The sequence below is a fragment of the Streptomyces sp. cmx-4-9 genome, assembly GCF_046548835.1.
In the GTDB taxonomy this organism is placed as follows: Bacteria; Actinomycetota; Actinomycetes; order Streptomycetales; family Streptomycetaceae; genus Streptomyces.
On the sequence record NZ_JAEBEE010000001.1, the window covers coordinates 509,568 to 533,451 of the forward strand.

General features: G+C 71.8%; 22 protein-coding genes, 1 pseudogene and 1 riboswitch. Of the genes and pseudogenes, 11 read left to right on the forward strand and 12 right to left on the reverse strand.

Features of this window, described 5'->3' with window-relative positions; all coding sequences use genetic code 11:
- Positions 1 to 36: 36 nt before the first annotated feature.
- On the reverse strand, positions 37 to 1,476 hold the full coding sequence (locus ACLJTM_RS02445) for a gamma-aminobutyraldehyde dehydrogenase (protein WP_411101654.1): 1,440 nt from the start codon (positions 1,474 to 1,476) through the stop codon (positions 37 to 39).
- Positions 1,477 to 1,645: 169 nt separating this feature from the next.
- Here ACLJTM_RS02445 and ACLJTM_RS02450 point away from each other — a divergent pair, with 169 nt between their 5' ends.
- From ACLJTM_RS02450 to ACLJTM_RS02495, 10 genes and pseudogenes are all read left to right on the forward strand, one after another.
- Entirely contained in the window at positions 1,646 to 2,149 is a 504-nt protein-coding gene (locus ACLJTM_RS02450) for an Lrp/AsnC family transcriptional regulator (protein ID WP_031144106.1), read from the forward strand.
- On the forward strand, positions 2,134 to 3,513 hold the full coding sequence (locus tag ACLJTM_RS02455) for an aspartate aminotransferase family protein (protein WP_411101655.1): 1,380 nt from the start codon (positions 2,134 to 2,136) through the stop codon (positions 3,511 to 3,513). The genes ACLJTM_RS02450 and ACLJTM_RS02455 overlap by 16 nt, the downstream gene beginning before the upstream one ends.
- Before the next feature lie 299 nt (positions 3,514 to 3,812).
- Positions 3,813 to 4,481: pseudogene (locus ACLJTM_RS02460) on the forward strand (ABC transporter ATP-binding protein); the annotation flags it as partial.
- Positions 4,463 to 5,542 carry a hypothetical protein gene (locus tag ACLJTM_RS02465; RefSeq protein WP_411101656.1) on the forward strand — a complete coding sequence of 360 codons (1,080 nt, stop codon included), beginning with the start codon at positions 4,463 to 4,465 and terminating at the stop codon, positions 5,540 to 5,542. The pseudogene ACLJTM_RS02460 and the gene ACLJTM_RS02465, both read left to right, overlap by 19 nt.
- Before the next feature lie 26 nt (positions 5,543 to 5,568).
- On the forward strand, positions 5,569 to 6,660 hold the full coding sequence (locus ACLJTM_RS02470) for an LOG family protein (RefSeq protein WP_411101657.1): 1,092 nt from the start codon (positions 5,569 to 5,571) through the stop codon (positions 6,658 to 6,660).
- An 81-nt stretch (positions 6,661 to 6,741) separates the two neighbouring features.
- Positions 6,742 to 7,647 carry a hypothetical protein gene (locus tag ACLJTM_RS02475; protein WP_411101658.1) on the forward strand — a complete coding sequence of 302 codons (906 nt, stop codon included), beginning with the start codon at positions 6,742 to 6,744 and terminating at the stop codon, positions 7,645 to 7,647.
- 96 nt (positions 7,648 to 7,743) lie between these two features.
- Complete coding sequence (locus ACLJTM_RS02480; RefSeq protein WP_411101659.1) at positions 7,744 to 8,388, forward strand: hypothetical protein; 645 nt, start codon at positions 7,744 to 7,746, stop codon at positions 8,386 to 8,388.
- 131 nt (positions 8,389 to 8,519) lie between these two features.
- Positions 8,520 to 8,780 (forward strand): ferredoxin, encoded by a 261-nt coding sequence (locus tag ACLJTM_RS02485; RefSeq protein ID WP_411101660.1) that lies wholly within the window; start codon positions 8,520 to 8,522, stop codon positions 8,778 to 8,780.
- Positions 8,777 to 10,183: an NAD(P)/FAD-dependent oxidoreductase gene (locus ACLJTM_RS02490; protein WP_411101661.1), complete on the forward strand. Its 1,407-nt coding sequence runs from the start codon at positions 8,777 to 8,779 to the stop codon at positions 10,181 to 10,183. The genes ACLJTM_RS02485 and ACLJTM_RS02490 overlap by 4 nt, the downstream gene beginning before the upstream one ends.
- Before the next feature lie 57 nt (positions 10,184 to 10,240).
- Positions 10,241 to 11,488, forward strand: coding sequence for a cytochrome P450 (locus ACLJTM_RS02495; RefSeq protein ID WP_411101662.1), 1,248 nt, complete (start codon positions 10,241 to 10,243; stop codon positions 11,486 to 11,488).
- 19 nt (positions 11,489 to 11,507) lie between these two features.
- On the opposite strand, the gene ACLJTM_RS02500 is transcribed toward ACLJTM_RS02495, so the two are convergent.
- The 9 genes from ACLJTM_RS02500 to rpsB form a co-directional block, all read right to left on the reverse strand.
- Entirely contained in the window at positions 11,508 to 12,545 is a 1,038-nt protein-coding gene (locus tag ACLJTM_RS02500; protein ID WP_411101663.1) for an ABC transporter ATP-binding protein, read from the reverse strand.
- Complete coding sequence (locus ACLJTM_RS02505; protein WP_411102255.1) at positions 12,545 to 14,161, reverse strand: ABC transporter permease; 1,617 nt, start codon at positions 14,159 to 14,161, stop codon at positions 12,545 to 12,547. The genes ACLJTM_RS02500 and ACLJTM_RS02505 overlap by 1 nt, the downstream gene beginning before the upstream one ends.
- Positions 14,162 to 14,280: 119 nt before the next feature.
- On the reverse strand, positions 14,281 to 15,390 hold the full coding sequence (locus tag ACLJTM_RS02510) for a thiamine ABC transporter substrate binding subunit (protein ID WP_411101664.1): 1,110 nt from the start codon (positions 15,388 to 15,390) through the stop codon (positions 14,281 to 14,283).
- A gap of 86 nt (positions 15,391 to 15,476) precedes the next feature.
- A riboswitch (TPP riboswitch) is annotated at positions 15,477 to 15,583 on the reverse strand.
- A 51-nt stretch (positions 15,584 to 15,634) separates the two neighbouring features.
- Positions 15,635 to 16,747, reverse strand: a complete 1,113-nt coding sequence (gene rlmN / locus ACLJTM_RS02515) for a 23S rRNA (adenine(2503)-C(2))-methyltransferase RlmN (RefSeq protein WP_411101665.1) — start codon at positions 16,745 to 16,747, stop codon at positions 15,635 to 15,637.
- 122 nt (positions 16,748 to 16,869) lie between these two features.
- Positions 16,870 to 17,946, reverse strand: a complete 1,077-nt coding sequence (locus ACLJTM_RS02520) for a phosphatidate cytidylyltransferase (RefSeq protein WP_411101666.1) — start codon at positions 17,944 to 17,946, stop codon at positions 16,870 to 16,872.
- Positions 17,946 to 18,503 (reverse strand): ribosome recycling factor, encoded by a 558-nt coding sequence (gene frr, locus ACLJTM_RS02525; RefSeq protein WP_031144133.1) that lies wholly within the window; start codon positions 18,501 to 18,503, stop codon positions 17,946 to 17,948. Before frr ends, ACLJTM_RS02520 begins: the two co-directional genes overlap by 1 nt.
- A gap of 88 nt (positions 18,504 to 18,591) precedes the next feature.
- Complete coding sequence (pyrH, locus tag ACLJTM_RS02530) at positions 18,592 to 19,371, reverse strand: UMP kinase (RefSeq protein ID WP_266940843.1); 780 nt, start codon at positions 19,369 to 19,371, stop codon at positions 18,592 to 18,594.
- Positions 19,372 to 19,533: 162 nt separating this feature from the next.
- Positions 19,534 to 20,370 (reverse strand): translation elongation factor Ts, encoded by an 837-nt coding sequence (gene tsf, locus ACLJTM_RS02535; RefSeq protein WP_411101667.1) that lies wholly within the window; start codon positions 20,368 to 20,370, stop codon positions 19,534 to 19,536.
- Positions 20,371 to 20,505: 135 nt separating this feature from the next.
- A complete protein-coding gene (rpsB, locus tag ACLJTM_RS02540; RefSeq protein WP_411101668.1) occupies positions 20,506 to 21,429 on the reverse strand; it encodes a 30S ribosomal protein S2 in 924 nt (307 codons plus the stop codon).
- A 250-nt stretch (positions 21,430 to 21,679) separates the two neighbouring features.
- On the opposite strand from rpsB, the gene ACLJTM_RS02545 reads away from it, so the two are divergent.
- Positions 21,680 to 22,246 (forward strand): M23 family metallopeptidase, encoded by a 567-nt coding sequence (locus ACLJTM_RS02545; RefSeq protein WP_411101669.1) that lies wholly within the window; start codon positions 21,680 to 21,682, stop codon positions 22,244 to 22,246.
- 30 nt (positions 22,247 to 22,276) lie between these two features.
- On the opposite strand, the gene ACLJTM_RS02550 is transcribed toward ACLJTM_RS02545, so the two are convergent.
- Together ACLJTM_RS02550 and whiG are read right to left on the reverse strand one after the other, a co-directional pair.
- The gene (locus tag ACLJTM_RS02550) at positions 22,277 to 22,834 is read right to left on the reverse strand and encodes a TetR/AcrR family transcriptional regulator (RefSeq protein ID WP_411102256.1); all 558 of its coding nucleotides are present in this window, start codon (positions 22,832 to 22,834) and stop codon (positions 22,277 to 22,279) included.
- Positions 22,835 to 22,886: 52 nt separating this feature from the next.
- On the reverse strand, positions 22,887 to 23,723 hold the full coding sequence (gene whiG, locus ACLJTM_RS02555) for an RNA polymerase sigma factor WhiG (protein WP_411101670.1): 837 nt from the start codon (positions 23,721 to 23,723) through the stop codon (positions 22,887 to 22,889).
- Positions 23,724 to 23,884 lie beyond the last annotated feature (161 nt).

The following is a 23,884-nucleotide window of genomic DNA, read 5'->3' on the forward strand; positions in this document are numbered from 1 at the left end:
GCCCCGTCAACGCTGTGCTGTGACCGGTGCGGACGGTCAGCCGTCGAGCGAGGTCATCACGTGCTTGATGCGCGTGTAGTCCTCGAAGCCGTACGCGGAGAGGTCCTTGCCGTAACCGGACTTCTTGAACCCGCCGTGCGGCATCTCGGCGACGAGCGGGATGTGGGTGTTGATCCACACGCAGCCGAAGTCGAGGTTCTTGGACATCCGCATCGCGCGGCCGTGGTCCTTGGTCCACACGGAGGAGGCGAGGGCGAACTCGACGCCGTTCGCGTACTCCAGGGCCTGGGCCTCGTCCGTGAAGGACTGGACGGTGATGACCGGGCCGAAGACCTCGTTCTGGATGATCTCGTCGTCCTGCCGGAGGCCGGAGACCACGGTCGGGGCGTAGAAGTAGCCCTTCTCGCCGACCTGGTGGCCGCCCGCTTCGACCTTGGCGTGTGCGGGGAGCCGCTCGATGAAGCCCGCGACCTGCTTGAGCTGGTTCGGGTTGTTCAGCGGGCCGTAGAGCACGTCCTCGTCGTCCGGCCGGCCCGTCTTCGTCTCGGCGGCGGCCTTGGCGAGGGCGGAGACGAACTCGTCGTGGACCGACTCGTGGACCAGGACGCGGGTCGCGGCGGTGCAGTCCTGGCCGGCGTTGAAGTAGCCGGCGACCGCGATGTCCTCGACGGCCTTGGCGAGGTCGGCGTCCTGGAAGACCACGACCGGGGCCTTGCCGCCGAGCTCCAGGTGGACGCGCTTGACGTCCTTGGAGGCGCTCTCGGCGACCTGCATGCCCGCCCGCACCGAGCCGGTGATGGAGGCCATGGCCGGGGTGGAGTGCTCCACCATGGCCCTGCCGGTCTCGCGGTCGCCGCAGACGACGTTGAAGACGCCCTTGGGCAGCACCGAGTCGATGATCTCCGCCATCAGGACGGTGGAGGCGGGGGTGGTGTCCGAGGGCTTGAGCACCACGGTGTTGCCCGCGGCGATGGCCGGGGCGAACTTCCACACGGCCATCATCATCGGGTAGTTCCACGGCGCGACCTGGGCACAGACGCCGACCGGCTCGCGGCGGACGATCGAGGTCATCCCCTCCATGTACTCGCCGGCCGAGCGGCCTTCGAGCAGGCGGGCGGCGCCCGCGAAGAAGCGGATCTGGTCCACCATCGGCGGCAGCTCCTCGCTGGCCGTGAGGCCCAGCGGCTTGCCGGTGTTCTCCGACTCGGCGGCGACCAGCTCCTCCGCGCGCGACTCGAAGGCGTCCGCGATCTTCAGCAGGGCCTTCTGGCGCTCCGCGGGGGTGGTGTCGCGCCAGCCCGGGAAGGCGGCCGCGGCCGCGGCCATGGCGGCGTCGACATCGGCCTGGCCCGAGAGCGGGGCCGTGGCGTACGCCTCGCCGGTGGCGGGGTTGACCACCTCGGTGGTGCGCCCGTCAGCGGCGTCCTTGAACTCCCCGCCGATGTAGTTGCGCAGACGACGCAGTTCGGTGGTCACTCCAGCCACACTCCTGATCACATGTCCAATGGTTGAGACGACTCCCCAGCCTAGCTCGTTCGCGGACGCTTTCGACAGGGCCGACAGCCACGAACTACGAAATCAGTGAGATCGGAGGTCCCAAACAACGAATTTCATCGCTTCCGTCTTGCGGAACAGACGACTCCTCGTGCACAGTGAGGTCGTGGTCAGTCGAAGCGCAGATTCCAGGAACAGACAACCGTCCCCTTCGGTCGATGCTGTGTCCCTGGCGATCATCGAGCAACTGCAGGAGGACGGACGCCGTCCCTACGCAGCGATCGGCAAGGCGGTCGGCCTGTCGGAAGCCGCCGTGCGCCAGCGCGTGCAGAAGCTGCTCGACCAGGGCGTCATGCAGATCGTCGCCGTCACCGACCCCCTCACCGTGGGCCTGCGACGCCAGGCCATGGTCGGGATCAACGTCGAGGGAGACCTCGACCCGGTGGCGGACGCACTCACCGCCATGGCCGAGTGCGAGTACGTGGTGATGACCGCCGGATCGTTCGACCTGATGGTGGAGATCGTCTGCGAGGACGACGACCACCTGCTCGAGACGATCAACAAGAAGATCCGCACGCTCCCCGGCGTGCGATCAACCGAAAGCTTCGTTTACCTGAAGCTGAAGAAGCAGACCTACATGTGGGGAACCAGATAACCGTGAGCCAGGACCTCTCCAAGACCGCGTACGACCACCTGTGGATGCACTTCACCCGCATGTCGTCCTACGAGAACTCCCCCGTCCCCACCATCGTCCGGGGCGAGGGCACCTACATCTGGGACGACAAGGGCAAGCGCTACCTGGACGGCCTCGCGGGCCTGTTCGTGGTCAACGCCGGTCACGGCCGCAAGGAACTGGCCGAGGTCGCCTACAAGCAGGCGCAGGAACTCGCGTTCTTCCCCATCTGGTCGTACGCGCACCCCAAGGCCGTCGAGCTCGCCGAGCGCCTCGCCCACTACGCCCCCGGCGACCTGAACAAGGTCTTCTTCACCACCGGCGGCGGCGAGGCGGTCGAGACCGCCTGGAAGCTCGCGAAGCAGTACTTCAAGCTGCAGGGCAAGCACACCAAGTACAAGGTCATCTCGCGTGCGGTCGCCTACCACGGCACCCCGCAGGGCGCGCTGTCCATCACGGGCCTGCCGGCCCTCAAGGCCCCCTTCGAGCCGCTGGTCCCCGGCGCGCACAAGGTGCCGAACACCAACATCTACCGCGCCCCGATCTACGGCGACGACCCCGAGGCCTACGGCCGCTGGTGCGCCGACCAGATCGAGCAGGAGATCCTCTTCGAGGGCGCCGACACCGTCGCGGCCGTCTTCCTGGAGCCGGTGCAGAACGCCGGCGGCTGCTTCCCGCCGCCGCCCGGGTACTTCCAGCGCGTCCGCGAGATCTGCGACGAGTACGACGTGCTCCTCGTCTCCGACGAGACGATCTGCGCGTTCGGCCGCCTCGGCACGATGTTCGCCTGTGACAAGTTCGACTACGTGCCGGACATGATCACCTGTGCCAAGGGCATGACCTCGGGCTACTCCCCGATCGGTGCCTGCATCATCTCGGACCGCCTGGCGGAGCCCTTCTACAAGGGCGACAACACCTTCCTGCACGGCTACACCTTCGGCGGGCACCCGGTGTCCTCCGCGGTGGCGCTGGCCAACCTCGACATCTTCGACAAGGAAGGCCTGAACCAGCACGTGCTGGACCAGGAGGGCAACTTCTTCACCACCCTGAAGAAGCTGCACGACCTGCCGATCGTCGGCGACGTCCGCGGCAACGGTTTCTTCTACGGCATCGAGCTCGTCAAGGACAAGGCCACCAAGGAGTCCTTCACGGACGAGGAGACGGAGCGCGTGCTCTACGGCTTCCTCTCCAAGGCGCTGTTCGAGAACGGCCTGTACTGCCGCGCCGACGACCGTGGTGACCCGGTCATCCAGCTGGCCCCGCCGCTGATCGCGGACCAGGGCACCTTCGACGAGATCGAAGGCATCCTGCGCTCGGTGCTCACCGAGGCGTGGACCAAGCTCTAAAGAGCCCCGGACCAGGCTGCACCAGGTCCGACCACACGGCCCGGATCCCCCGTTCGAGTGAGAACGCGGGGTCCGGGCCGCGTGCTGTCGGCATTCAAGCGGTTCATCTCTTTACATCTCATTGCGGCGCCAGTGACCGAACCGGTTCCGCTTCGTTCCCCCGGACGGAGGTGTACGCCATGGTGGCTCCCCCTGACAGCCCGCCCGACAGCGACGTCCTGTGGGCCCGGTCGCTGCACTACTCCCACGGGGTGTCCCCCCGGACGAAGTCCGGAGTGACCCCCGGCCTCATCGGGGTCTCCGTCGGAGTCCGCCAGGGCGAGATCCTGGCGGTGACCGGCCCGCGCGGCAGCGGCAAGACCACCTTGCTGCGCTGCCTGTCCGGACAGCTCACCCCCGAGCAGGGCGAGGTCTGGTTCAACAGCGTCCCCGTGCACACCATGGGCGCCGCCGCCCGCGAGGGGCTGCGCCGGGACCGGTTCGGCTGGATCGGCCCCGAGCCGCAGCTGCTGCCCGAACTGAAGGTGTGGGAGAACGCCGCCCTCCCGCTGCTGGTCTCCGGCGCCTCCCACCGCGCCGCCAAGCAGGCCGCCTGCGCCTGGTTGGACCGCCTGGACATCGGCGCCCTCGCCCGCAAGCGGCCCGCCGCCCTGAACCGGGCCGAGTGCCAGCGCGTGGCTCTGGCCCGGGCCCTGGTCAGCACCCCCGCGGTGGTCTTCGCCGACGAGCCCACGGCCCCGCTGCACCGCGCCGAGCGCGCCCGGCTGCTGCGCACGCTGACCACCGCGGCCCGCTCCCACTCCATCACCGTGGTGCTGGCCACCCACGACGAGGAGAGCGCCGCCGCGGCAGACCGCCACCTGGCGCTGCTCGACGGCAGACCCGCCGCGGCGGCCGCCGCGGTGGACCCGGGGCCCGCCGGGCCCGAGACCACGGAGGACCAGGACGCGTGCTCGCTCTCCGCCTAGCCCGCGGCTCCCGCCCGCTGGTCCAGCTGCGCCGCCTCCTCGTGGCCGCCGCCTCGGCCGGCACGGGATTCCTGCTGCTGTACGTGCTCGCGGACGCCCTGGACCGGCCCGCCGGATCGTTCCCCCGGCTGCTGTGGGCCCTGGTCCCGCTGGCCGCCACCGTGCACTTCGCCGTCGTCGTGGCCCGGACCGACCCGGCCACCCGGCCCCGGGAGGGCCTGGACGCCGTCGGGCTGGGACCGGTGCGCCTCACCCTGGCCGCGACCCTCTCCACCGCCGTCGCCTGCACCCTGGGCAGCGCCCTGGCCCTGGCCGTCTTCCTGCACCTGCGCGGGGACCTGGCCGGGCTGCCCTTCGACGCCGCCGGTGCCCGCCTGCTCCATGCCGAGCTGCCGCTGCCCCTGGCCGCCGCGCTCACCCTGCTGGCGCTGGTCCCGCTGGCCGCCTCGGCCGCCACCGCGCTGGCGCTGCGGCCGGGCGAGCGCAGCCCGCTCCCCCCGCAGACCGCGCTGCCCTGGGGCATCGCCCTGACCGCTTGCGGGCTGGCCGTCGAGGCCTACTCCGGCCGGGACGGCGCCGGCATCCTGACCGGCTGGGCCCTGACCGCGGTCGGCCTCGCCCTGGCCGGCCCGGGCCTGGCCTACGCCTGCGGGACGCTGGTCCAGGCCGTGCGCCCCGGGGCCCTGCGGCTGCTCGCCGGACGGGCCCTCCAGCAGGAGGCGCCCCGGCTGGGCCCACCGCTGGGCGTGCTGTGCGCGATCGGCGCCGGCGCGCTGAGCGCCCTGCTGCTGCGCGACCGGGGCGGGCTGCCGGTGCCCCTGGGTCCGCTGTCCGGGCCGGCCCTCGCGCTGGTCGCGGGGTGCGCCGCCGCGACCCTTCTCACATCCGCGGCGGCGTCCCGCCAGTCCCGGGCCGCCGAGCGGACGGCTCTGCTGGACCTCGGCGCACCCGCCAAGGTCCTGCGGTCCGCGGCGAGTTTGCGGGCCTCGGCACTGATCGCCGTGTGCGTGCCCGTCAGCTGGGGTGTGGCGCAGCTGACGTCCCTGGCTCTGACCCGCTGACCCGGACAGCCCTTAGTGTGGGCCGAATGGTCAACGCAGACATCGAGATCGAGACGCTCGCCGAGTTCGACCGGGTCGCGGCCCGCGGCTCGCTGAGCGGCTACCGGATCCAGTCGGTCAACCTGCTGGAGCGGACCTTCGCGCTGCTGTCCGCCGATACGTCGGCGGCGGTCTTCCTGGGCTGCGCGATGGAGCCCGACGCCTCGGTGAAGGTCCGCGCGGACGGCGCCCTGGTCTTCCCGCCGGTGCCGGACCTGCCCTTCAACCCGTACCGCGGTCTGCTCTACACCCCCGAGGAGCTCTTCTCCGGGCTGCCCGACGGGTACGAGGCCACCCCGGACGCCCTGGCGTACGCCTGGTTCCAGGAGACCGGGTCCGACGGTGACGTCTTCTCCTCGATGCTGCGCTCCGTCCACGACGACGCCGTCTCCGACGCCCTCGACGAGCACCTGGCGGGTGCCCGGGTCGTGGGCGTGATGGGCGGCCACGCCATGTCCCGCGGCGGCGCGGACTACCACGGGGCGGCCGAGCTGGGCCGGACCCTGGCCCGGTCCGGGCTGACGGTGGCCACCGGCGGCGGACCCGGCGCGATGGAGGCCGCGAACCTCGGCGCCTACCTGGCCCCCGCGCCGGACGAGGCCCTCCCCGAGGCGCTGGAACTGCTCGCCAAGGCCCCCTCCTTCCTGCCGTCCGTCTCCGACTGGGCGCGGGCCGCCTTCGCCGTCCGGGAGCGCTGGCCCGCCGGCGGGGAGTCGGTGGGCATCCCGACCTGGTTCTACGGCCACGAGCCGCCCAACGCCTTCGCCTCGCACATCGCCAAGTACTTCGCCAACGCCACCCGGGAGGACGGCCTGCTGGCCCGGTCCACCGCGGGCGTGGTCTTCCTGCCGGGGGCCGCGGGCACGGTGCAGGAGGTCTTCGACAACGCGACCCCCAACTACTACGGGTCGCGCGGCCAGGCGACGCCGATGGTGCTCGTCGACCGGACCCACTGGACCGAGCACCTGCCGGTGTGGCCGCTGCTGCAGGCATTGGCCCGCGGCCGTGCGATGGAGTCCCGGATCGCGCTCGTCGACTCGGTCGAGGAGGTTCCGGCGGTCCTCGCCGAAATGCGTTGACCCCGGGAGGCAACTTCCCCGGCGATTCCCACGTCTGCCAGAGGTACCGCACACCCTGCTCGGACGTGAACGGAGCCCCCCGTGCTCATAGGCCTGCTGACCGCTGTCGCGGCGTCCATCTGCTACGGCACGGGATCCGTCCTGCAAGCCGTGGGATCGCGCCGCGCGGCCCGGATGTCCCCGGCGTCCGCCGGGGTGACCGCCCACGGCGGCCCCAATCTGTCGTCCACCGCGAAAGCGGCGATGACCTGGGAATTCATCGTCGGGACGATCCTGGACTTCGTGGGCTTCGGCCTGGGCGCGCTCGCCGCGCGGATGCTCCCCCTCTTCCTCTCGCAGACCGTGATCAGCGCCAACCTGGTGATCACGGCGGTGCTGAGCGTGCGGATGCTCGGCATCCGCCTCACCCGCAAGGAGTGGGCCTCCATCGGGGTGGTCTGCACGGCGCTGGTGCTGCTGGCGACCGCCGCGGGCCACGAGGGCGGCCACCACGCGCCGATGGCCACGCACTGGTGGCTGTTCGCGGTGACCCTGCTGATCATCGTGGGCGGCACCGTCGCCGTACGCCTCCTCGGCGGCCGCGCCGCGATCCTGGCGGGTCTGCTGTCCGGCCTGGCCTTCGGTGCGCTGGGGGTAGGGGTGCGCATCCTGAACGGGATCGAGCCCTTCGACCTGGGCGCCCTGCTCGCCGACCCGGCGCTCTACGCGATCCTGCTGGCGGGCTTCGGCGGCATGTACCTGCACACCGTCGCCCTGCAGATCGGCTCGGTGAACGGCGCCACCGCGGCCCTGGTGGTCGGTGAGACCGTGCTCCCCGGTGCGATCGGCGTCCTGTGGCTCGGCGACGCGTCCCGGCCGGGCCTGGCCTGGCTGGCCGTGCTCGGCTTCGTCCTGGCGGTGGCCGGGGCGGTGGCCGTCGCCTGGTTCGGCAACCACGAGGGCGCCGAGGAGGAGACCGCGGCGGCGGTCCCGGCGCCCGTGGGGTGAGGCCCCGGCCGGCCGGGGCCTCACCCGGTCGGCCGTCCCCGGTGGTGGCGCGGGCGCGGCTGCCGCTTGCTGGAGCGGGGGAGAGAGCGAGGGGCCATGGAGCCCACGACCGACCGGATGAAGACGCCCCGCGCCGCCGGAATGGCCGGGATCGCCTTCGCCGTGCTGCTCGGGGCGGCGATCGTCCTCATGCGGATCGCCGTACCGGCGGGTGACGCCGCGGACGCCCCCGTCGCTGCGGACCACCGCTGGGCGGTGCAGGTGGCCCTGGAGATCGTGCCGTTCGCCGGCATCTTCTTCCTCTGGTTCATGGGGGCCCTGCGCGCCCACACGGGCGAGGCCGAGGACCGCTTCGTCGCCACCGTGTTTCTCGGCAGCGGCTTCGCCTTCGTGGCCACCCTGTTCGCCGCCGCGGCGGCGGCCGGGACCGTACTGGACGAGGGCACGCCCTCCGACTTCGGGCGCCACTACGCGTACACCCTGCTCGCGACCTATGCCATGCGCATGGCCGCCGTCTTCGTGCTGGCGACCTCCACCATCGGGCGGATGCTCGGGGTCTTCCCCCGGCCGCTGGCCGTGCTGGGGACCCTGATCGGCCTGGTCCTGATCGTCGTGGGCTCGGGCGTGCCCTGGTCCGAACTGCTCTTCCCGCTCTGGGCCCTGGTCGTCAGCCTGTACATCCTGCGTGCCCGGCGCGGCACCGCGCGAACCGGCCGCCCCGACCGGCCGGACCCACTCTGAGCTGCGCGTTCACGGTCCGGCAGGCGGCCGCCCGGCCTCGCGTGCATGCTGGTGGAACGGGAGGGCCCGGGTGTTTCCGGGGGTTGTCCGGGGGTGACGGGGATACCGGCCGAGGGAAGGGCAGATCCGTCATGAGGCTTGTCGTCGACCTCAACCGCTGTCAGGGATATGCCCAGTGCGCGTTCCTCGCCCCCGACGTGTTCGCCATGCACGGCGACGAGTCGTTGCTCTACAACCCGCAGGCCGATCCCGAGCAGCGCGAGAACGTCCTGCGCGCCGTGGCCGCCTGTCCCGTCGGCGCCATCCTGCTGGAACTCACCGACGCCGACATGGCTGCGGCCCCCCGGCCGTCCGCGACGGGCGCCGGCGCCGCCTCCGGAGGCGCGCCGTGACCGGTGAAGGTGCACGTGACGGCAGTCTGGAACAGCTCAAGCGCGACGGCCGCATCGTCGTCGTCGGGGCGTCTCTGGCCGGCCTGCGGGCCGCCGAGACCCTGCGTGCGAAGGGCTTCGCCGGTTCGCTCACGATGATCGGCGACGAGCCGTACGAACCGTACGACCGGCCTCCGCTGTCCAAGCAGGTCCTGCTCGGCAAGGCGGTCGCCGACCACACGGCGCTCCCCCGCCGCCGGGCCATCGACGCCGACTGGCGCCTCGGCGTGCCGGCCACCGGCCTGGACATGGCCGCCCGCCGGGTCCGGCTCGGCAACGGGGACGAGGTCGGGTACGACCGGCTGCTGATCGCGACCGGGGTCCGCGCGCGGCCGTGGCCGCACGAGGACGAGGCCGCCCTCGAAGGCGTCTTCGTCCTGCGCACCCGCGACGACGGCGAAGGGCTGCAGCGGGCCCTGGCCGCCGGACCGCGCCGGGTGCTCGTCATCGGGGCCGGTTTCACCGGCTCCGAGATCGCCTCGGCCTGCCGGGAACGCGGCCTGGACGTCACCGTCGCCGAACGGGGCGACGCCCCGCTGGTCGGGGCGCTGGGCGGGGTCATCGGCGAGGTCGCCGCGGAGATGCACCGGGAGCACGGGGTGGACCTGCGCACCGGGGTGATGGTGACCGGGCTGGAGGGCGACTCCTCCGGGCGGGTCCGCGCCGCCCACCTCTCCGACGGGTCCACCGTCGAGGCCGACGTGGTGGTCGTCTCCCTGGGTGCCCAGCGCAACACCGAGTGGCTCGCCGGGTCGGGCCTGGGCGCCGGCCCCCGGGGCATCGCCTGCGACGCGGGCTGCCGGGCCTTCGACGTACGGGGCATCGTCACCGACGACATCTACGTCGCGGGGGACGTGGCCCGTTCCCCGCACGCCCTGTTCGGCTACCAGTTCCTTTCGCTGGAGCACTGGGGCAATGCCGTCGCCCAGGCCGACACCGCGGCGCACAACATGCTCAGCGAGAGCTCGGAGCGCCGCCCCCACCTGTGGGTCCCGGCCTTCTGGTCCTCCCAGTTCGGAGTGAACATCAAGTCGGTCGGCGTGCCGCCGATGGGCACCGAGGTCCTCATCACGCAGGGCTCGCGCGCCGAGCGCCGGTTCGCGGCCGTGTACGGGTACCAGGGACGGGTGATCGCCGCCGTCACCTTCGACCAGTGCCGGTGGCTGCCGTTCTACGAGCAGCAGATCGAGACGACCGCGCCGTTCCCGCCGCCGTTCTCCACGGTGGACCGCAGGCCGGAGGGGAACAAGCCGCTGCCGGCTGACTTCCCCGACCCCTCGGTGCCGACCCACGGGCCGACCATCACGCTCAGCGGCTACTCGCCGGCCGACCGGAAGATGACCTTCACCCCCGCGCGCCACTGACCGCGCCGCGGCCCCTCGCGAGCGCACCGCGCCCTGCCCGGACCACGAGGACCCGTCATGACACCAGACATCCTGCGGGAGATCATCGACTACGCGAACCGCGCCGACCCCTACCCGCTGTACGAGGAGCTCCGCAAGACCCCGGTCTTCCACGACGGGAACGGCGGCCCGTACGTCGTCAGCACGTACTACGAGATCCAGAGCCTGCTGCACGACCCCCGGATCAGCTCCGACGCCCGGAACCTGAAGTCGACCTCGCAGGACCCGCTCGGGCAGTCCGAGGAGGAGGGCACCGCGCTGCCCCCGTCGTTCCTGAAGCTCGACCCTCCCGACCACGACCGGCTGCGGCGGATGACGAACCGCCCGTTCGGCCCCCCGCACGCCCCGCACCGGGTGCACGACATGCTGGGCGAGCTCACCGGCCTGGTCGGCGAACTCGTCGACGGCATCGCGCGCACCGGGAACCTGGACCGGATCGACCTGGTCGACCAGTTCGCGTACCCCTTCCCCGTCACGGTCATCTGCCGGCTGCTCGGGGTGCCCCACGAGGACGAGCCGCGCTTCCACCTCTGGGCGGAGAAGCTCGCCGCCAGCCTGGACCCGGACCCCGACGCCGACCCCGCGCTGCACGGCAAGGGCGCCATGGACGCGCGCATGGAGCTGGGCATGTACCTGGCCGGGCTGATCGAGCAGCGCCGCAAGGACCCCGGCGACGACATGCTGTCCCAGCTGGCGACGGCGGACGGCCCGGACGGCTCGATGACCACCATGGAGGTGCTCAGCACGGCCGCGCTGCTGCTGATCGCGGGGCACGAGACCACGGTCAACCTGATCACCAACGGCATGCTGACCCTGCTGCGCCACCCGGACGTCCTGGGGCGGCTGCGCGAGGACCCGGAGCTGTCCGTGCCGATCGTGGAGGAGCTGCTGCGGTACGAGCCGCCGGTGCAGCTGCTGCCGCAGCGCAGCACCCTCTCCGACATCGAGGTCGCCGGTGTCACCATCCCCAAGGGCGCCTCCCTGTGGCTGATGCTGGCCTCCGGGAACCGGGATCCGAACCGCTTCGAGAACCCGGAGCGCTTCGACCCGGACCGCGGGGACATCCAGCACCTGGGCCTCGGCAGCGGCATCCACAGCTGCTTCGGCGCCCCGCTGGCCCGGCAGGAGGCGCAGCTGGCCCTCAGCGAGCTGGCCCGCCGCCTGGAGAACCCGCGGCTGCTAAAGGACCCGCCCGAGTACCGCAAGAACGCGGTCCTGCGCGGCCCCCGCCACCTGCTGGTCTCCTGCGAGGGCATCCGCTCCTAGTGCGGTGACCGGAAGAGGTTCACCGGCCGGCCGCGGGCTCCGCCGGCAGGACGACCACCTCGGCCGGTTCGAAGGCCACCGCGACCCGGTCGCCCGGGGACGGCGCCCCGGCCAGGGCGCACTCCGCCTCCAGCTGCGGCCCCGCCTCGGGCCGCAGCCGGAGCGCGACGTGCGTACCGCGGAAGGTGCGCGACTCCACGACGCAGCGCAGCCCGTCCCCGGCGAGCAGCACCCCGGCGGGGCGGACCAGCAGGGTGCGCGGCCCGTCCGGAACCGAGCCGGGGACCGGGACCATGCCCCACGGGGTGTCCGCGGAGCCGCCCGACACCATGGCCGGGACCACGTTGTCGAAGCCGAGGAAGCGGGCCACGAACTCCGAAGCCGGGCGCTGCCAGACCTCCAGCGGGCTGCCGGCCTGCGCGATGCGGCCGTCCCGCATGACCACCACCCGGTCGGCCAGCGCGAAGGCCTCCCCCTGGTCGTGGGTGACGGCCAGCACGGTGGTGCCCAGCCGGGAGAAGAGTGCGCGCAGCTCCACCACGAGCCGCTCCCGCAGCCCGCGGTCCAACTGGCCCAGCGGCTCGTCCAGCATCAGGACGCGGGGCGAGGGCGCCAGCGCCCGGGCCAGGGCCACCCGCTGCTGCTCGCCGCCCGACAGCGAGGCCACCGCCCGGCCCTGGGCTCCGGGCAGGCCGACCAGGTCGAGCAGGCCGGCGACCTGCGCCTCGTACGAGGCCCGGCGGGCGCCCCGCATGCGCAGCCCGAAGGAGACGTTCGCGCCGACGTCCCGGTGCGGGAACAGCTGGTGGTCCTGGAACATCAAGCCGACGCCCCTGCGGTGCACGGGCACCCCGGCCTGGTCGGCGCCGCCCAGCAGGACCCGGCCGCCGGACACCTGCTGGAGCCCGGCGACCACGCGCAGCAGCGTCGACTTGCCGCTGCCGCTCGGCCCGAGCACGCACACCGTCTCGTGCTCGGCCACCGCGAGGTCGACGGCGTCCACGACGGCGCGCTCACCGAAGCGGACCGACACCCCTTCCAACTGGAGCAGGGTCATCAGAACTCTCCGGAGGTCTTGTCGGGGCGCAGCCGCTCCAGTGCCAGCAGGGACACCGCGCAGACCAGCATCAGGATCGTGCTCAGGGCCATCGCCTGCCCGTAGTTCAGCTCGCCGGCCCGGCCCAGCAGCCGCGCCACCGCCACGGGCAGCGTCGGCCGGTCGGGCCGGGCGATGAAGACGGTCGCCCCGAACTCGCCCAGCGAGACCGCGAAGGCGAATCCGGCGGCGATCAGCAGGGCCCGCCGCACGAGCGGCAGGTCCACCTCGCGCCAGGCCCGCAGCGGGGACGCGCCGAGTACGGCGGCCGCCTCCCGCAGCCGCCCGTCCACGGCCCGCAGCACCGGCAGCATGGTCCGTACGACGAAGGGCACCCCCACCAGGGCCTGCGCCAGCGGCACCAGGATCCACGAGGTCCGCAGGTCCAGCGGCGGCTCGTCGAGGGTGATCAGGAAGCCGAAGCCGACCGTCACGGCGGACACCCCGAGCGGGAGCATCAGCAGCGCGTCGAAGCCGCGTACGAAGCGGCCGCCGCGCCGGGTCAGCGCCGCGGCGGCGAGCCCGCCGATGACGAGCGCGATCGCGGTGGCGGCCAGGGCGTACTGCAGGGAGTTCCAGACGGCCTCCAGCGGGGGCACCAGGAAGGTGCCGCCGCCGGCCCCGGCGTCCTGGAGGGCCCGGTAGAAGCCGAGGCCGTATCCGCCGGGAGCGTCGAAGGACCGTTCCACGAGGACGGCCAGCGGCGCCACGATCAGCAGCGCCACGGTCAGCAGCACCCCGCCGAGCAGGAGGTGCTGCCCCCGGCCGCGGGGCGGGTGCGCGGTGCGGGCGGGGTCCGTCAGCCGCAGCGCCGTCTCCCGCTTGCGCACGGTCCAGGCGTGCACGGCGAGGACCCCGCCGACGGCCGCGAACTGCACCATCGTCAGGACGGCCGCGGTGGGCAGGTCCAGGAGCTGCGCGGTCTGGCGGTAGACCTCCACCTCAAGCGTGGAGTACGCGGGCCCGCCGAGGATCTGGACGACGCCGAAGGAGGTGAAGGTGAACAGGAACACCATCAGCGAGGCGGCGGCCACCGCCGGCCCCAGGGCGGGCAGCGTCACCCGCCGCCAGGCGGCGAACCGCCCCGCGCCCAGTACCCGGGCGGCTTCCTCCTGGCGGGGGTCCAGCTGCGCCCAGAGGCCGCCGACGGTACGGACGACGACCGCGTAGTTGAAGAAGACGTGGGCGAGCAGGATCGCCCAGACGGTGGTGTCCAGGCGGACGCCCCACCGTTCGTCCAGCAGGCCGCCCCGGCCGACCAGTGCGAGGAAGGCGCTGCCGACGACCACGGTCGGCAGCACGAAGGGCACGGTGACCAGGGCGCGCAGGAACTGCTTGCCGGGGAACTCCAGGCGCGCGAAGGCGTACGCGGCGGGCAGCGCGACGAGCAGGGTGAGCGCCGTGGAGGCCAGGGCCTGCCAGGTGGTGAACCACAGGACGTCGGCGATGTCGGGGCGGGCCGGCACCTCGCCGATGCGGCCGAACTGCCAGCCGTCGTCCGTCTTCAGCCCGCGGCCGACGATGGAGACGACGGGCCAGCCGAAGAACAGGCCGAAGAAGGCGAGGGGCACCGCCATCAGCGCGAGCCGCACCGCGACCGCCCTGCCCCCTTCGCCGCGCCCAGGGCCGGCCCCCGAGCCGGCGCCCGGGCCGGGTACGGCGCCCCCCGGCGCCGTACCCGCCTGCGCGGTCCCGCCTACTTCACGACGAGCGAGGTCCATGCCTTGACCCACTGCTCACGGTTCTTGGCGATGGTCTCGGGAGCCACGTTCTCGGGCTTGTCGACCACCACGCCGTGCTTCGTGAACAGCTCCGGCAGCAAGGCGTCCTTCGTCACCGGGTTCACGAACATCTGCAGCGGCATGTCCTCCTGGAACTTCTTGCTGATCAGGAAGTCCAGGAGCGCCTTGCCGCCCGCCTCGTTCCCGGCGCCCTTGAGCAGGCCCGCGAACTCGATCTGGCGGAAGCAGGTGCCGGTGGCCACGCCCGTCGGCGCCTCGGCCGGCTGCGGCTCCCCGTAGAGCACCTCCACCGGCGGGCTGCTGGCGTAGGAGACCACCAGCGGCCGGTCGGCCTTGGCCTTCCTGCCGCCCGCGGAGCCGGAGAACCGCTCGTTGTAGGCCTGCTCCCAGCCGTCGACGACCTCGACCCCGTTGGCCTGGAGCTTGCTCCACCAGTCCTTCCAGCCTCCCCCGGAGGCCTCCCCGTCGCCGTACTTGCCGACGGAGGCGAGCAGGAAGCCGAGGCCCGGCGAGGAGGTCGCGGCGTTCTCGGTGACCAGCAGGTTCTTGTACTCCGGCTTGACCAGGTCGTCCAGCGTCTGCGGCGGGGCGAGCTTCTTCTCGGCGAAGTAGGCCTTGTCGTAGTTCACGCAGATGTCACCGGAGTCGACCGGGGTGACCCGGTGCTCCTTGTCCAGCTGGAACTCCGGCTTGACCTGGTCCAGGCCCTTGGCCTCGTACGGCGTGAAGATGCCGTTGTCGAGAGCGCGGGAGAGCAGGGTGTTGTCGACGCCGAAGAACACGTCCCCGCGCGGGGAGCCCTTGGTGAGGATCTCCTGGTTGAGCGCGGCTCCCGCGTCGCCGGACTTCAGCACCTTGACGGTGTAGCCGCTCTGCTGCTCGAACTCCTTCAGGACCGCTTCGGTCACGTTGAAGGAGTCGTGCGAGACGAGGGTGACCGTCGTGGACTTCGGGGCGTCGCCCCCGGCCTGCGAGGCGTCCTCGGCCTTGCCGCAGGCGCTGAGCGTGGTGACGCCCAGCGCGGCGGCGAGCGCAGCGCCCGCGATCTTCTTGGTGGTGCTCACTGGTGAATTCCTCCTGGGATGTCCAGGAGAAGACGCGGCCCTGCCCGGCGCTCTCTGCGAGCGGACGCCGGGCAGGGCGCAACAGCTTGAGTGAATGACCGAACTTCCTACCCCGAATGACCGGGGCGAGGTTCAGAGGGTCTGCGGTGACGGACCGCACTCTCAGCGCTGTGGCGCTCCCCTGTCGGAATATGAAATTGGTTCGGCCACAGGGTACCCCCGCGGCCGAATACCGATCACCGCACTAGCGCTCCGAGGCCGCGAGCTGGCCGCACGCGCCGTCGATCTCCTGGCCGCGGGTGTCCCGTACGGTCACGGGCACCCCGTGCCGGGCGATGGCCTCGACGAAGGCCTTCTCGTCCTCGGGCCGCGAGGCGGTCCACTTCGAGCCGGGCGTCGGGTTCAGCGGGATCAGATTGACGTGCACGCGCTTGCCCTTGAGCAGCTTGCCGAGCAGGTCGCCGCGCCAGGCCTGGTCGTTGATGTCGCGGATCAGCGCGTACTCGATGGAGATCCGTCGGCCGGACTTCTCCGCGTACTCCCAGGCCGCACCGAGGACCTCGCGGACGTTCCACCGCGTGTTCACGGGCACCAGGGTGTCGCGCAGCTCGTCGTCGGGCGCGTGCAGCGAGACCGCGAGGCGGCACTTGAAGCCCTCGTCGGCGAACCGCAGCATGGCCGGCACCAGGCCGACGGTGGAGACGGTGATGCCGCGCTGCGACAGGCCCAGGCCGTCGGGCTCCGGGTCGGTGAGGCGGCGGATGGCGCCGACGACGCGGTTGTAGTTGGCGAGCGGCTCGCCCATGCCCATGAAGACGATGTTCGACAGGCGGGCCGGACCGCCGGGGACCTCGCCGTCGCGCAGGGCGCGCATGCCGTCGACGATCTGGTGGACGATCTCGGCGGTGGACAGGTTGCGGTCCAGGCCGGCCTGGCCGGTGGCGCAGAACGGGCAGTTCATGCCGCAGCCGGCCTGCGAGGAGATGCACATGGTGACCCGGTCGGGGTAGCGCATCAGCACGGACTCGACGAGCGTGCCGTCGTGCAGTTTCCACAGGGTCTTGCGGGTGGTGTCGTCGTCGCAGCTGATGTGCCGGATGACGTTCATCAGGTCCGGCAGGAGCTCCTCGCGGAGCTTCTCGCGGGAGGCCGCGGGGATGTCCGTCCACTCGGCCGGGTCGTGCGCGTAGCGCGCGAAGTAGTGCTGGGAGAGCTGCTTGGCCCGGAACGGCTTCTCACCGATCGCGGCGACCGCCTCGCGGCGCTCCTCGGGAGTGAGGTCGGCGAGGTGCCGGGGAGGCTTCTTGGCTCCGCGCGGGGCGACGAAGGTGAGCTCTCCCGGAACAGGGCGGGCCATGGCAGGTACTCCTTGTAAGACGAAAGGCGCGCCGCAGAAGCAGCGCGCCTTCCAAGAGTAACCGCCCGGCGTGTCACGCCGCCTTTTCGCAGGTCAGCCGGTACAGGTCGGCCGGACGCAGGTCAGCCGGTGCCCACGAAGGCCGCCAGCAGCAGCCACACCACGGGGGCCGTCGGCAGGAGCGAGTCGAGCCGGTCCATGATGCCGCCGTGGCCCGGCAGCAGGGTGCCCATGTCCTTGATGCCCAGGTCGCGCTTGATCATCGACTCGCCGAGGTCGCCCAGCGTGGCGCTGACCGCAACCGCGAGACCCAGCAGGAGGCCCTGCCACCAGGCGCCGCCGTCGATGAGGAACTCCATGCACAGCGCGCCCGCCACCATGGCGAAGGCCACCGCGCCCAGCAGGCCCTCGCGGGTCTTGCCGGGGCTGATGCGGGGCGCGAGCTTGTGCCGGCCCCAGCGCCAGCCCACGGCGTAGGCCCCGGTGTCGCTGACCACGGTCAGGACCAGGAAGGTGACCACGCGCTGCGGACCGTCGTCGGCGGTGAGCAGCATCGCCACGAAGGTCGCCAGGAAGGGGACGTAGAACGCCGCGAAGACGCCGGCCGTGACGTCCTTGAGGTAGTTCTCGGGCGGTTCGGTCATCCGCCAGACCAGGACCGCCAGCGCGGTCAGGGCCATCGCCACCCAGGCGCCCTCGGCCCCGCGGACGTACCCGGCGATGATCATGGCCGCGCCGCCGACCGCGAGCGGCACCAGCGGGGCCTTGATGCCCTTTTTCTCGTGGAGTCGGGAGGTCAGCTCCCACAGGCCCACGACGACCGCGACGACGACAACGCCGACGAAGACGGCCTTGACGACGAACAGGGACGCGAAGATCACCGCGCCGAGGCCGACGCCCACCCCTATGGCGGCCCGCAGGTCCCGCCCGGCGCGCTTCTTCGGCGGCGGGGGCGAGGCGTCCTGCGGCTGCGGGGCATGCGGAGGCGGGGGGCTGGGCATGGGCTCCTGCGGCGGCGTCTCGGCGCGGAAGAGGGGGCCGCGGTCTGCGGCGGCCCCCCGATCGCGTGCTTCCCGGTCGTCGAAGTCACGGCCGGCGGCATCGGGCACGATGGGCATGGGCCGAGTGTGCGGGCCCACCTGCGCATCGTATGCGGGACCCGCCGGAACCGGCTCCGGCTGCCAGGAAGAGTCGTTCATCAGACTTCGAGGAGCTCGGCTTCCTTGTGCTTCAGGAGCTCGTCCACCTGCGCGACGTACTTCGCGGTGGTGTCGTCGAGCTCCTTCTCGGCGCGGCGCACCTCGTCCTCGCCGGCCTCCTTGTCCTTGACCAGCTTGTCGAGGGCGTCCTTGGCCTTGCGGCGCACGGCGCGGATGGAGACCTTGGAGTCCTCGGCCTTGGTGCGGGCGACCTTGATGTACTCCTTGCGGCGGTCCTGCGTCAGCTCGGGGAAGGTCACCCGGATGATGCTGCCGTCGTTGCTCGGGTTGACCCCGAGGTCGGAGTCGCGGATGGCCTGCTCGATGTTGCGCAGGGCGCTCTTGTCGAACGGGGTCACGATCGCCATGCGCGGCTCGGGCACCGAGAAGGAGGCGAGCTGGTTGATGGGCGTGATGGCGCCGTAGTAGTCCGCCACGATCTTGTTGAACATCGCCGGGTGCGCACGACCGGTGCGAATCGCGGCGAAGTCTTCCTTGGCGACGACGACGGCCTTTTCCATCTTCTCCTCGGCCTCGAGGAGGATCTCTTCGGTCACCACGTGCTCCTGCATGTCTTGAATGGATGGTTCGGGCGGGCGGGCGGGACGGGCCGAGCCGGGCGGGTTCGGTCCGGCAGCAAACTGCTCAGGCCCGGGTTCCCTGGTCGCTGACGAGCGTGCCGATCTTCTCACCCTTGACGGCGCGCGCGATATTGCCCTCCGCGAGCAGCTCGAAGACGAGGATCGGCAGCTTGTTGTCGCGGCACAGGGTGATGGCGGTGGCGTCGGCGACCTTGAGGTCGCGGGAGAGCACCTCGCCGTACTCCAGCGCGTCGAACTTCACCGCGTCCGGGTTCTTCTTCGGGTCGGAGTCGTAGACCCCGTCGACGCCGTTCTTGCCCATGAGCAGGGCCTCGGCGTCGATTTCCAGGGCGCGCTGGGCGGCCGTGGTGTCGGTGGAGAAGTACGGCATGCCCATGCCGGCGCCGAAGATGACGACGCGGCCCTTCTCCAGGTGCCGCACGGCGCGCAGCGGGATGTACGGCTCCGCGACCTGGCCCATGGTGATGGCGGTCTGCACGCGGGAGTCGATGCCCTCCTTCTCCAGGAAGTCCTGGAGGGCGAGGCAGTTCATCACGGTGCCGAGCATGCCCATGTAGTCGGACCGGGCCCGGTCCATGCCGCGCTGCTGGAGCTCGGCGCCGCGGAAGAAGTTGCCGCCGCCGATCACGATGGCGATCTCCGCGCCGTCGCGGACCACCGCGGCGATCTCACGCGCGATGGCGTGCACGACGTCGGGGTCGACGCCGAGCCCTCCGCCACCGGAGAAGGCCTCGCCCGACAGCTTCAGCATGAAGCGGCGGCCCTTCTTGTCCTGGTCGCTCTTGTCGTCGGAAGCGGTGTGGGGGTCCACGCCCTGATTCATGGAGATCTCCTCGTGCACATACGAAGAAGGCCATTGCCGGTGGGTCCTCGCGGTTCCCTCTGCGGCAATGGCCTCCTCGTCAGATCTGCGGTCGCCTCGCGCAAGCGCGGACGACTGCTTCAGACCCTACCGGGGTCCGGTGTCCGTCGCGTACGGACGGACTCAGATGCCGACCTTGATGCGCGAGAAGCGCTTCAGGGTGACACCGGCCTCGTCCAGGACCTTCTGGACGGACTTCTTGTTGTCCAGCGCGTACGGCTGGCCGAGGAGGGTGGCCTCCTTGAAGAAGCCGTTGACGCGACCCTCGACGATCTTCGCGATGGCAGCCTCGGGCTTGCCCTCCGCGCGGGTGACCTCTTCGGCGATGCGACGCTCGGACTCGACCTTCTCGGCCGGGACGTCGTCCGCGGAGAGCCACTGCGGGGCGAAGGCGGCGATGTGCTGCGCGACGCCGCGGGCGACGTCCGCGTTCTCCTTGTCGAGCTCGATCAGGACGCCGATCTGGAACGGCAGGTCGGGCATCGTGCGGTGCATGTACGAAGCCACGTAACCGCCGGTGAACTGCGCGAAGCGGTCCAGGACGATCTTCTCGCCGAGGTTGGCGTTGGCCTCGTCGACGAAAGCGGTGACGGTCTTGCCGGGCTCGATCTCGGACGCGAGCAGCGCCTCGAGGTCGGCCGGGGAGGTGGCGGCCACGTGGGCGGCCAGCTGGTTGGCGACGGCCAGGAACTTCTCGCCCTTGGCGACGAAGTCCGTCTCGCACTTCAGCTCGACGAGGACACCGGAGGTGTTGTCGTCGGCGATGAGGGAGACGACGGCACCGTTCTCGGCAGAACGGCCTTCGCGCTTGGCGACGCCCTTCTGACCCTTGATACGGAGGGCCTCCTGGGCCTTCTCGACGTCGCCGTCGGCGTCAACGAGCGCGTTCTTGCAGTCCAGCATGCCGGCGCCGGTGAGCTCGCGGAGCTTCTTGACGTCAGCGGCGGTGTAGTTCGCCATGAGTCTGTGATTCTCTCTCGAAGTCGTAGATCTACGGGTGAACGGCGGAGGCGCCGCGCTCGTGGCGCGGCTCCCCCGCCGTCATCGTCCGTGCTGGGAGTGCCCGGCGGGTGAACGCCGGACGCTCTCAGTGGGTCAGGCCTGCTCGGCGTCGGCGGCCGGAGCCTCGACAGCCTCGGCGGCCGGGGTCTCGGCGGCGGGGGCCTCGGCCTCGGCGGCCGGAGCCTCGACGGTCTCGGCGGCGGCCTCGGCCGGAGCGGCCTCGGCGTCGTCGGCCTTCTTGTCACCCTCGAGCAGGTCGCGCTCCCACTCGGCGAGCGGCTCGGCGGCGGCCTTCTCGCCCGGCTTCGAGTCGCCGGTCGCAGCGCCGGAGCGGGCGATGAGGCCCTCGGCGACGGCGTCGGCGATCACGCGGGTGAGCAGGGTGACGGAGCGGATCGCGTCGTCGTTGCCCGGGATCTTGTAGTCGACCTCGTCGGGGTCGCAGTTGGTGTCGAGGATCGCGACGACCGGGATGTGGAGCTTGCGCGCCTCACCGACGGCGATGTGCTCCTTCTTGGTGTCGACGATCCAGACGGCGCTGGGGACCTTCGACATCTCGCGGATACCACCGAGGGTCTTCTCCAGCTTGGTCTTCTCGCGGGAGAGGACCAGGAGCTCCTTCTTGGTGAGACCCGAGGCGGCGACGTCCTCGAAGTCGATCGCCTCAAGCTCCTTCAGACGCTGGAGGCGCTTGTAGACGGTGGAGAAGTTGGTGAGCATGCCACCCAGCCAGCGCTGGTTGACGTACGGCATGCCGACGCGCGTCGCCTGCTCGGCGATGGCCTCCTGCGCCTGCTTCTTGGTACCGACGAACATGATGGAGCCGCCGTGCGCGACGGTCTCCTTCACGAACTCGTAGGCGCGGTCGATGTACGACAGCGACTGCAGGAGGTCGATGATGTAGATGCCGTTGCGCTCCGTGAAGATGAAGCGCTTCATCTTCGGGTTCCAACGGCGGGTCTGGTGACCGAAGTGGACGCCGCTTTCCAGCAGCTCCCGCATCGTGACGACGGCCATGGCCATCTCCTTGTTTTCTCGGTTTGGTTCCTGACGCCCCGCCGCGGCCTGCCCCCATGAAGGGGACCGAGAGACGCTGTCACCTGGCCCTTTCGGGCTGGTGCTGGGGCGTGCGAAGTCGACCCGGTGACCCGGATCGCCACAAGAAGTGTACGGGACCGGCGGGTATGCCGGGTGACGTACTTGTCCACATCGGGCCGGCCCTCCACAGGCTCCGGCGCGGGGGTCGCGGGCCCGGGACCCTGGGCCCATGACGACACTGCTGATCAGCCTGTTCCTGCTGCTGGCCCAGGCGGCGCCGCCGGGCGCGGCCACGGCGGGGGCCGCGCCCGAGCCCGCGGCGGTGGCCAGGGCCGAGCCCCCGGCGGGGGCCGTGGCCGAACCGGCACCGGTGGCGGGGCCGGGGAAGGGCCGGCCGCTGCCCGCGCCGCTGGCCGTGGTCCGCTGGTGGGACCCGCCCCCGACCCCCTACGCCGCCGGCCACCGGGGGGTGGACCTGGCCGCCCCGGTGGGCGCGGAGCTGCGCGCGGTCGGCGCGGGGCGGGTGCACCACGCCGGACCCGTGGCCGGGCGCGGGGTGCTCTCGCTGACCCTGGCGGGCGGGCTGCGCACGACCTACGAACCGGTCCGCCCGCTGGTCGCCGAGGGGGAGCAGGTCACGGCGGGCCAGGTGGTGGCGGTCCTCACGGAGGGCTCCCACTGCCCGGGCCCGTGCCTGCACTGGGGCCTGCTGGCGGGCGAGGTCTACCTCAACCCGCTCACGCTCCTGCCGCCGGCGGCTCCCCGGCTCCTGCCGGTCCCGCCGGCGGAGGGCTGAGGCGAGGGGGCCGGCAGGAGCCGCGGGGCGTCAGCCCCGGACTCCCCGCAGGGCCATCGCCACCGCGGCCTCCGTCACCACGGCCGGGTCCTCGGCGGCGCCGAGCTCGATCCGGCGGACGGCCGCGTCGACGACGCCCTGGAGCAGCATCGCGGCCAGCCTCGGCTCGGCCTGGCCGAGCGCGCCCAGCGCCTCGACGATCATCGCCACCAGGCCGCCGTGGGCCGCGCGGATCTTCTCCCGCGCGCCCGCGTCCAGCTCGCCGGCGGAGATCGCCACGACCGCCCGGTGGCGGCGGTCCCCGACCAGGCCCAGCTGGCTGCGCACGTAGGCCTCGATCTTGGCCTCGGGTGTGGGGGCCCGCTCCATCACCGCCTCGATCTCGGCGGCCCAGACGGGGAAGTCCACCGCGCACAGCTCTTCGACCACGGCCGCACGGGAGCGGAAGTACTCGTAGACGGAGGAGCGGGCCAGCCCGGTCCGCTCCGCGAGGGCGGGGAAGGTCAGCGCCTCCGTCCCGCCTTCGGACAACAGGGAGCGCGCGGCGTCCAAGAGGGCGCCGCGCTGCATCGACCGGTGCTCGGCCACGGAGGCCGCTCGAATCCTGGGCACACGTCCACTCTACGGAGCCGCCGCAAGCTCAGCGCCCGACATCCGCCAGCTTGGCGCGCAGTTGGAGGACCGACTTGGTGTGGATCTGGCTGACCCGGCTCTCGGTGACACCCAGGACGTTGCCGATCTCGGCGAGCGTGAGGCCCTCGTAGTAGTAGAGGGTCACCACCGTCTTCTCCCGGTCGGGCAGGGTGTTGATGGCCCGTGCCAGCAGCCGCCGCAGCTCCCGGTCCTCCGCCACCTCCACCGGGTCGTCCGCGGCGGTGTCCTCCAGGGTGTCCATCAGCGACAGGCGGTCGCCGCCCTCTCCGCCGACGTGCAGCAGCTCTTCCAGGGCGACCACGTTGGCGAGGGACAACTGGCTGAAAACGGCATGGAGGTCGTCCACGCCGATGCCCATCTCCCCTGCGACCTCGGACTCCGAGGGGGTGCGCCGCAGCTGGGCCTCCAGTGTGGCGTAGGCGCGCTCCACGGCCCGCGCCTTCTGCCGGACCGAGCGCGGGATCCAGTCCAGCGCCCGCAGCTCGTCGATCATCGCGCCGCGGATGCGGGTGATGGCGTACGTCTCGAACTTGATGGACCGCTCGATGTCGAACTTCTCGATGGCGTCGATGAGCCCGAAGACCCCGGAGGAGACGAAGTCGGCCTGCTCCACGTTGGGCGGCAGGCCCACGCTGACCCGGCCCGCCACGTACTTGACCAGGGGTGAGTAGTGCAGGATCAGCTGCTCCCGCAACCGCTCGTCACCCGAGTCCTTGTACGAGCGCCACAGCACCTCCAGGGACGAGGGCGCGGTGGTCCGCACGCTGCCGCGGGCAGCGGGGGGCACCGCAGCGCGGTCGGACCCTGAGGTGTGCTGGGGCATGCTTCGCCTTTGCCGGAGCGGGATTCCTTGGGAGCGTAGCGTGACGGAAGTGTCGCGGTGCGCGAAGAGTACGGGATCTCGCGGGGGCGCAGGAGCGTCCCGACTCGCGCGGGCGACCCGGGACCGGCGCCTGGCGCTCGGTCCCGGCGACTGCCACCGGG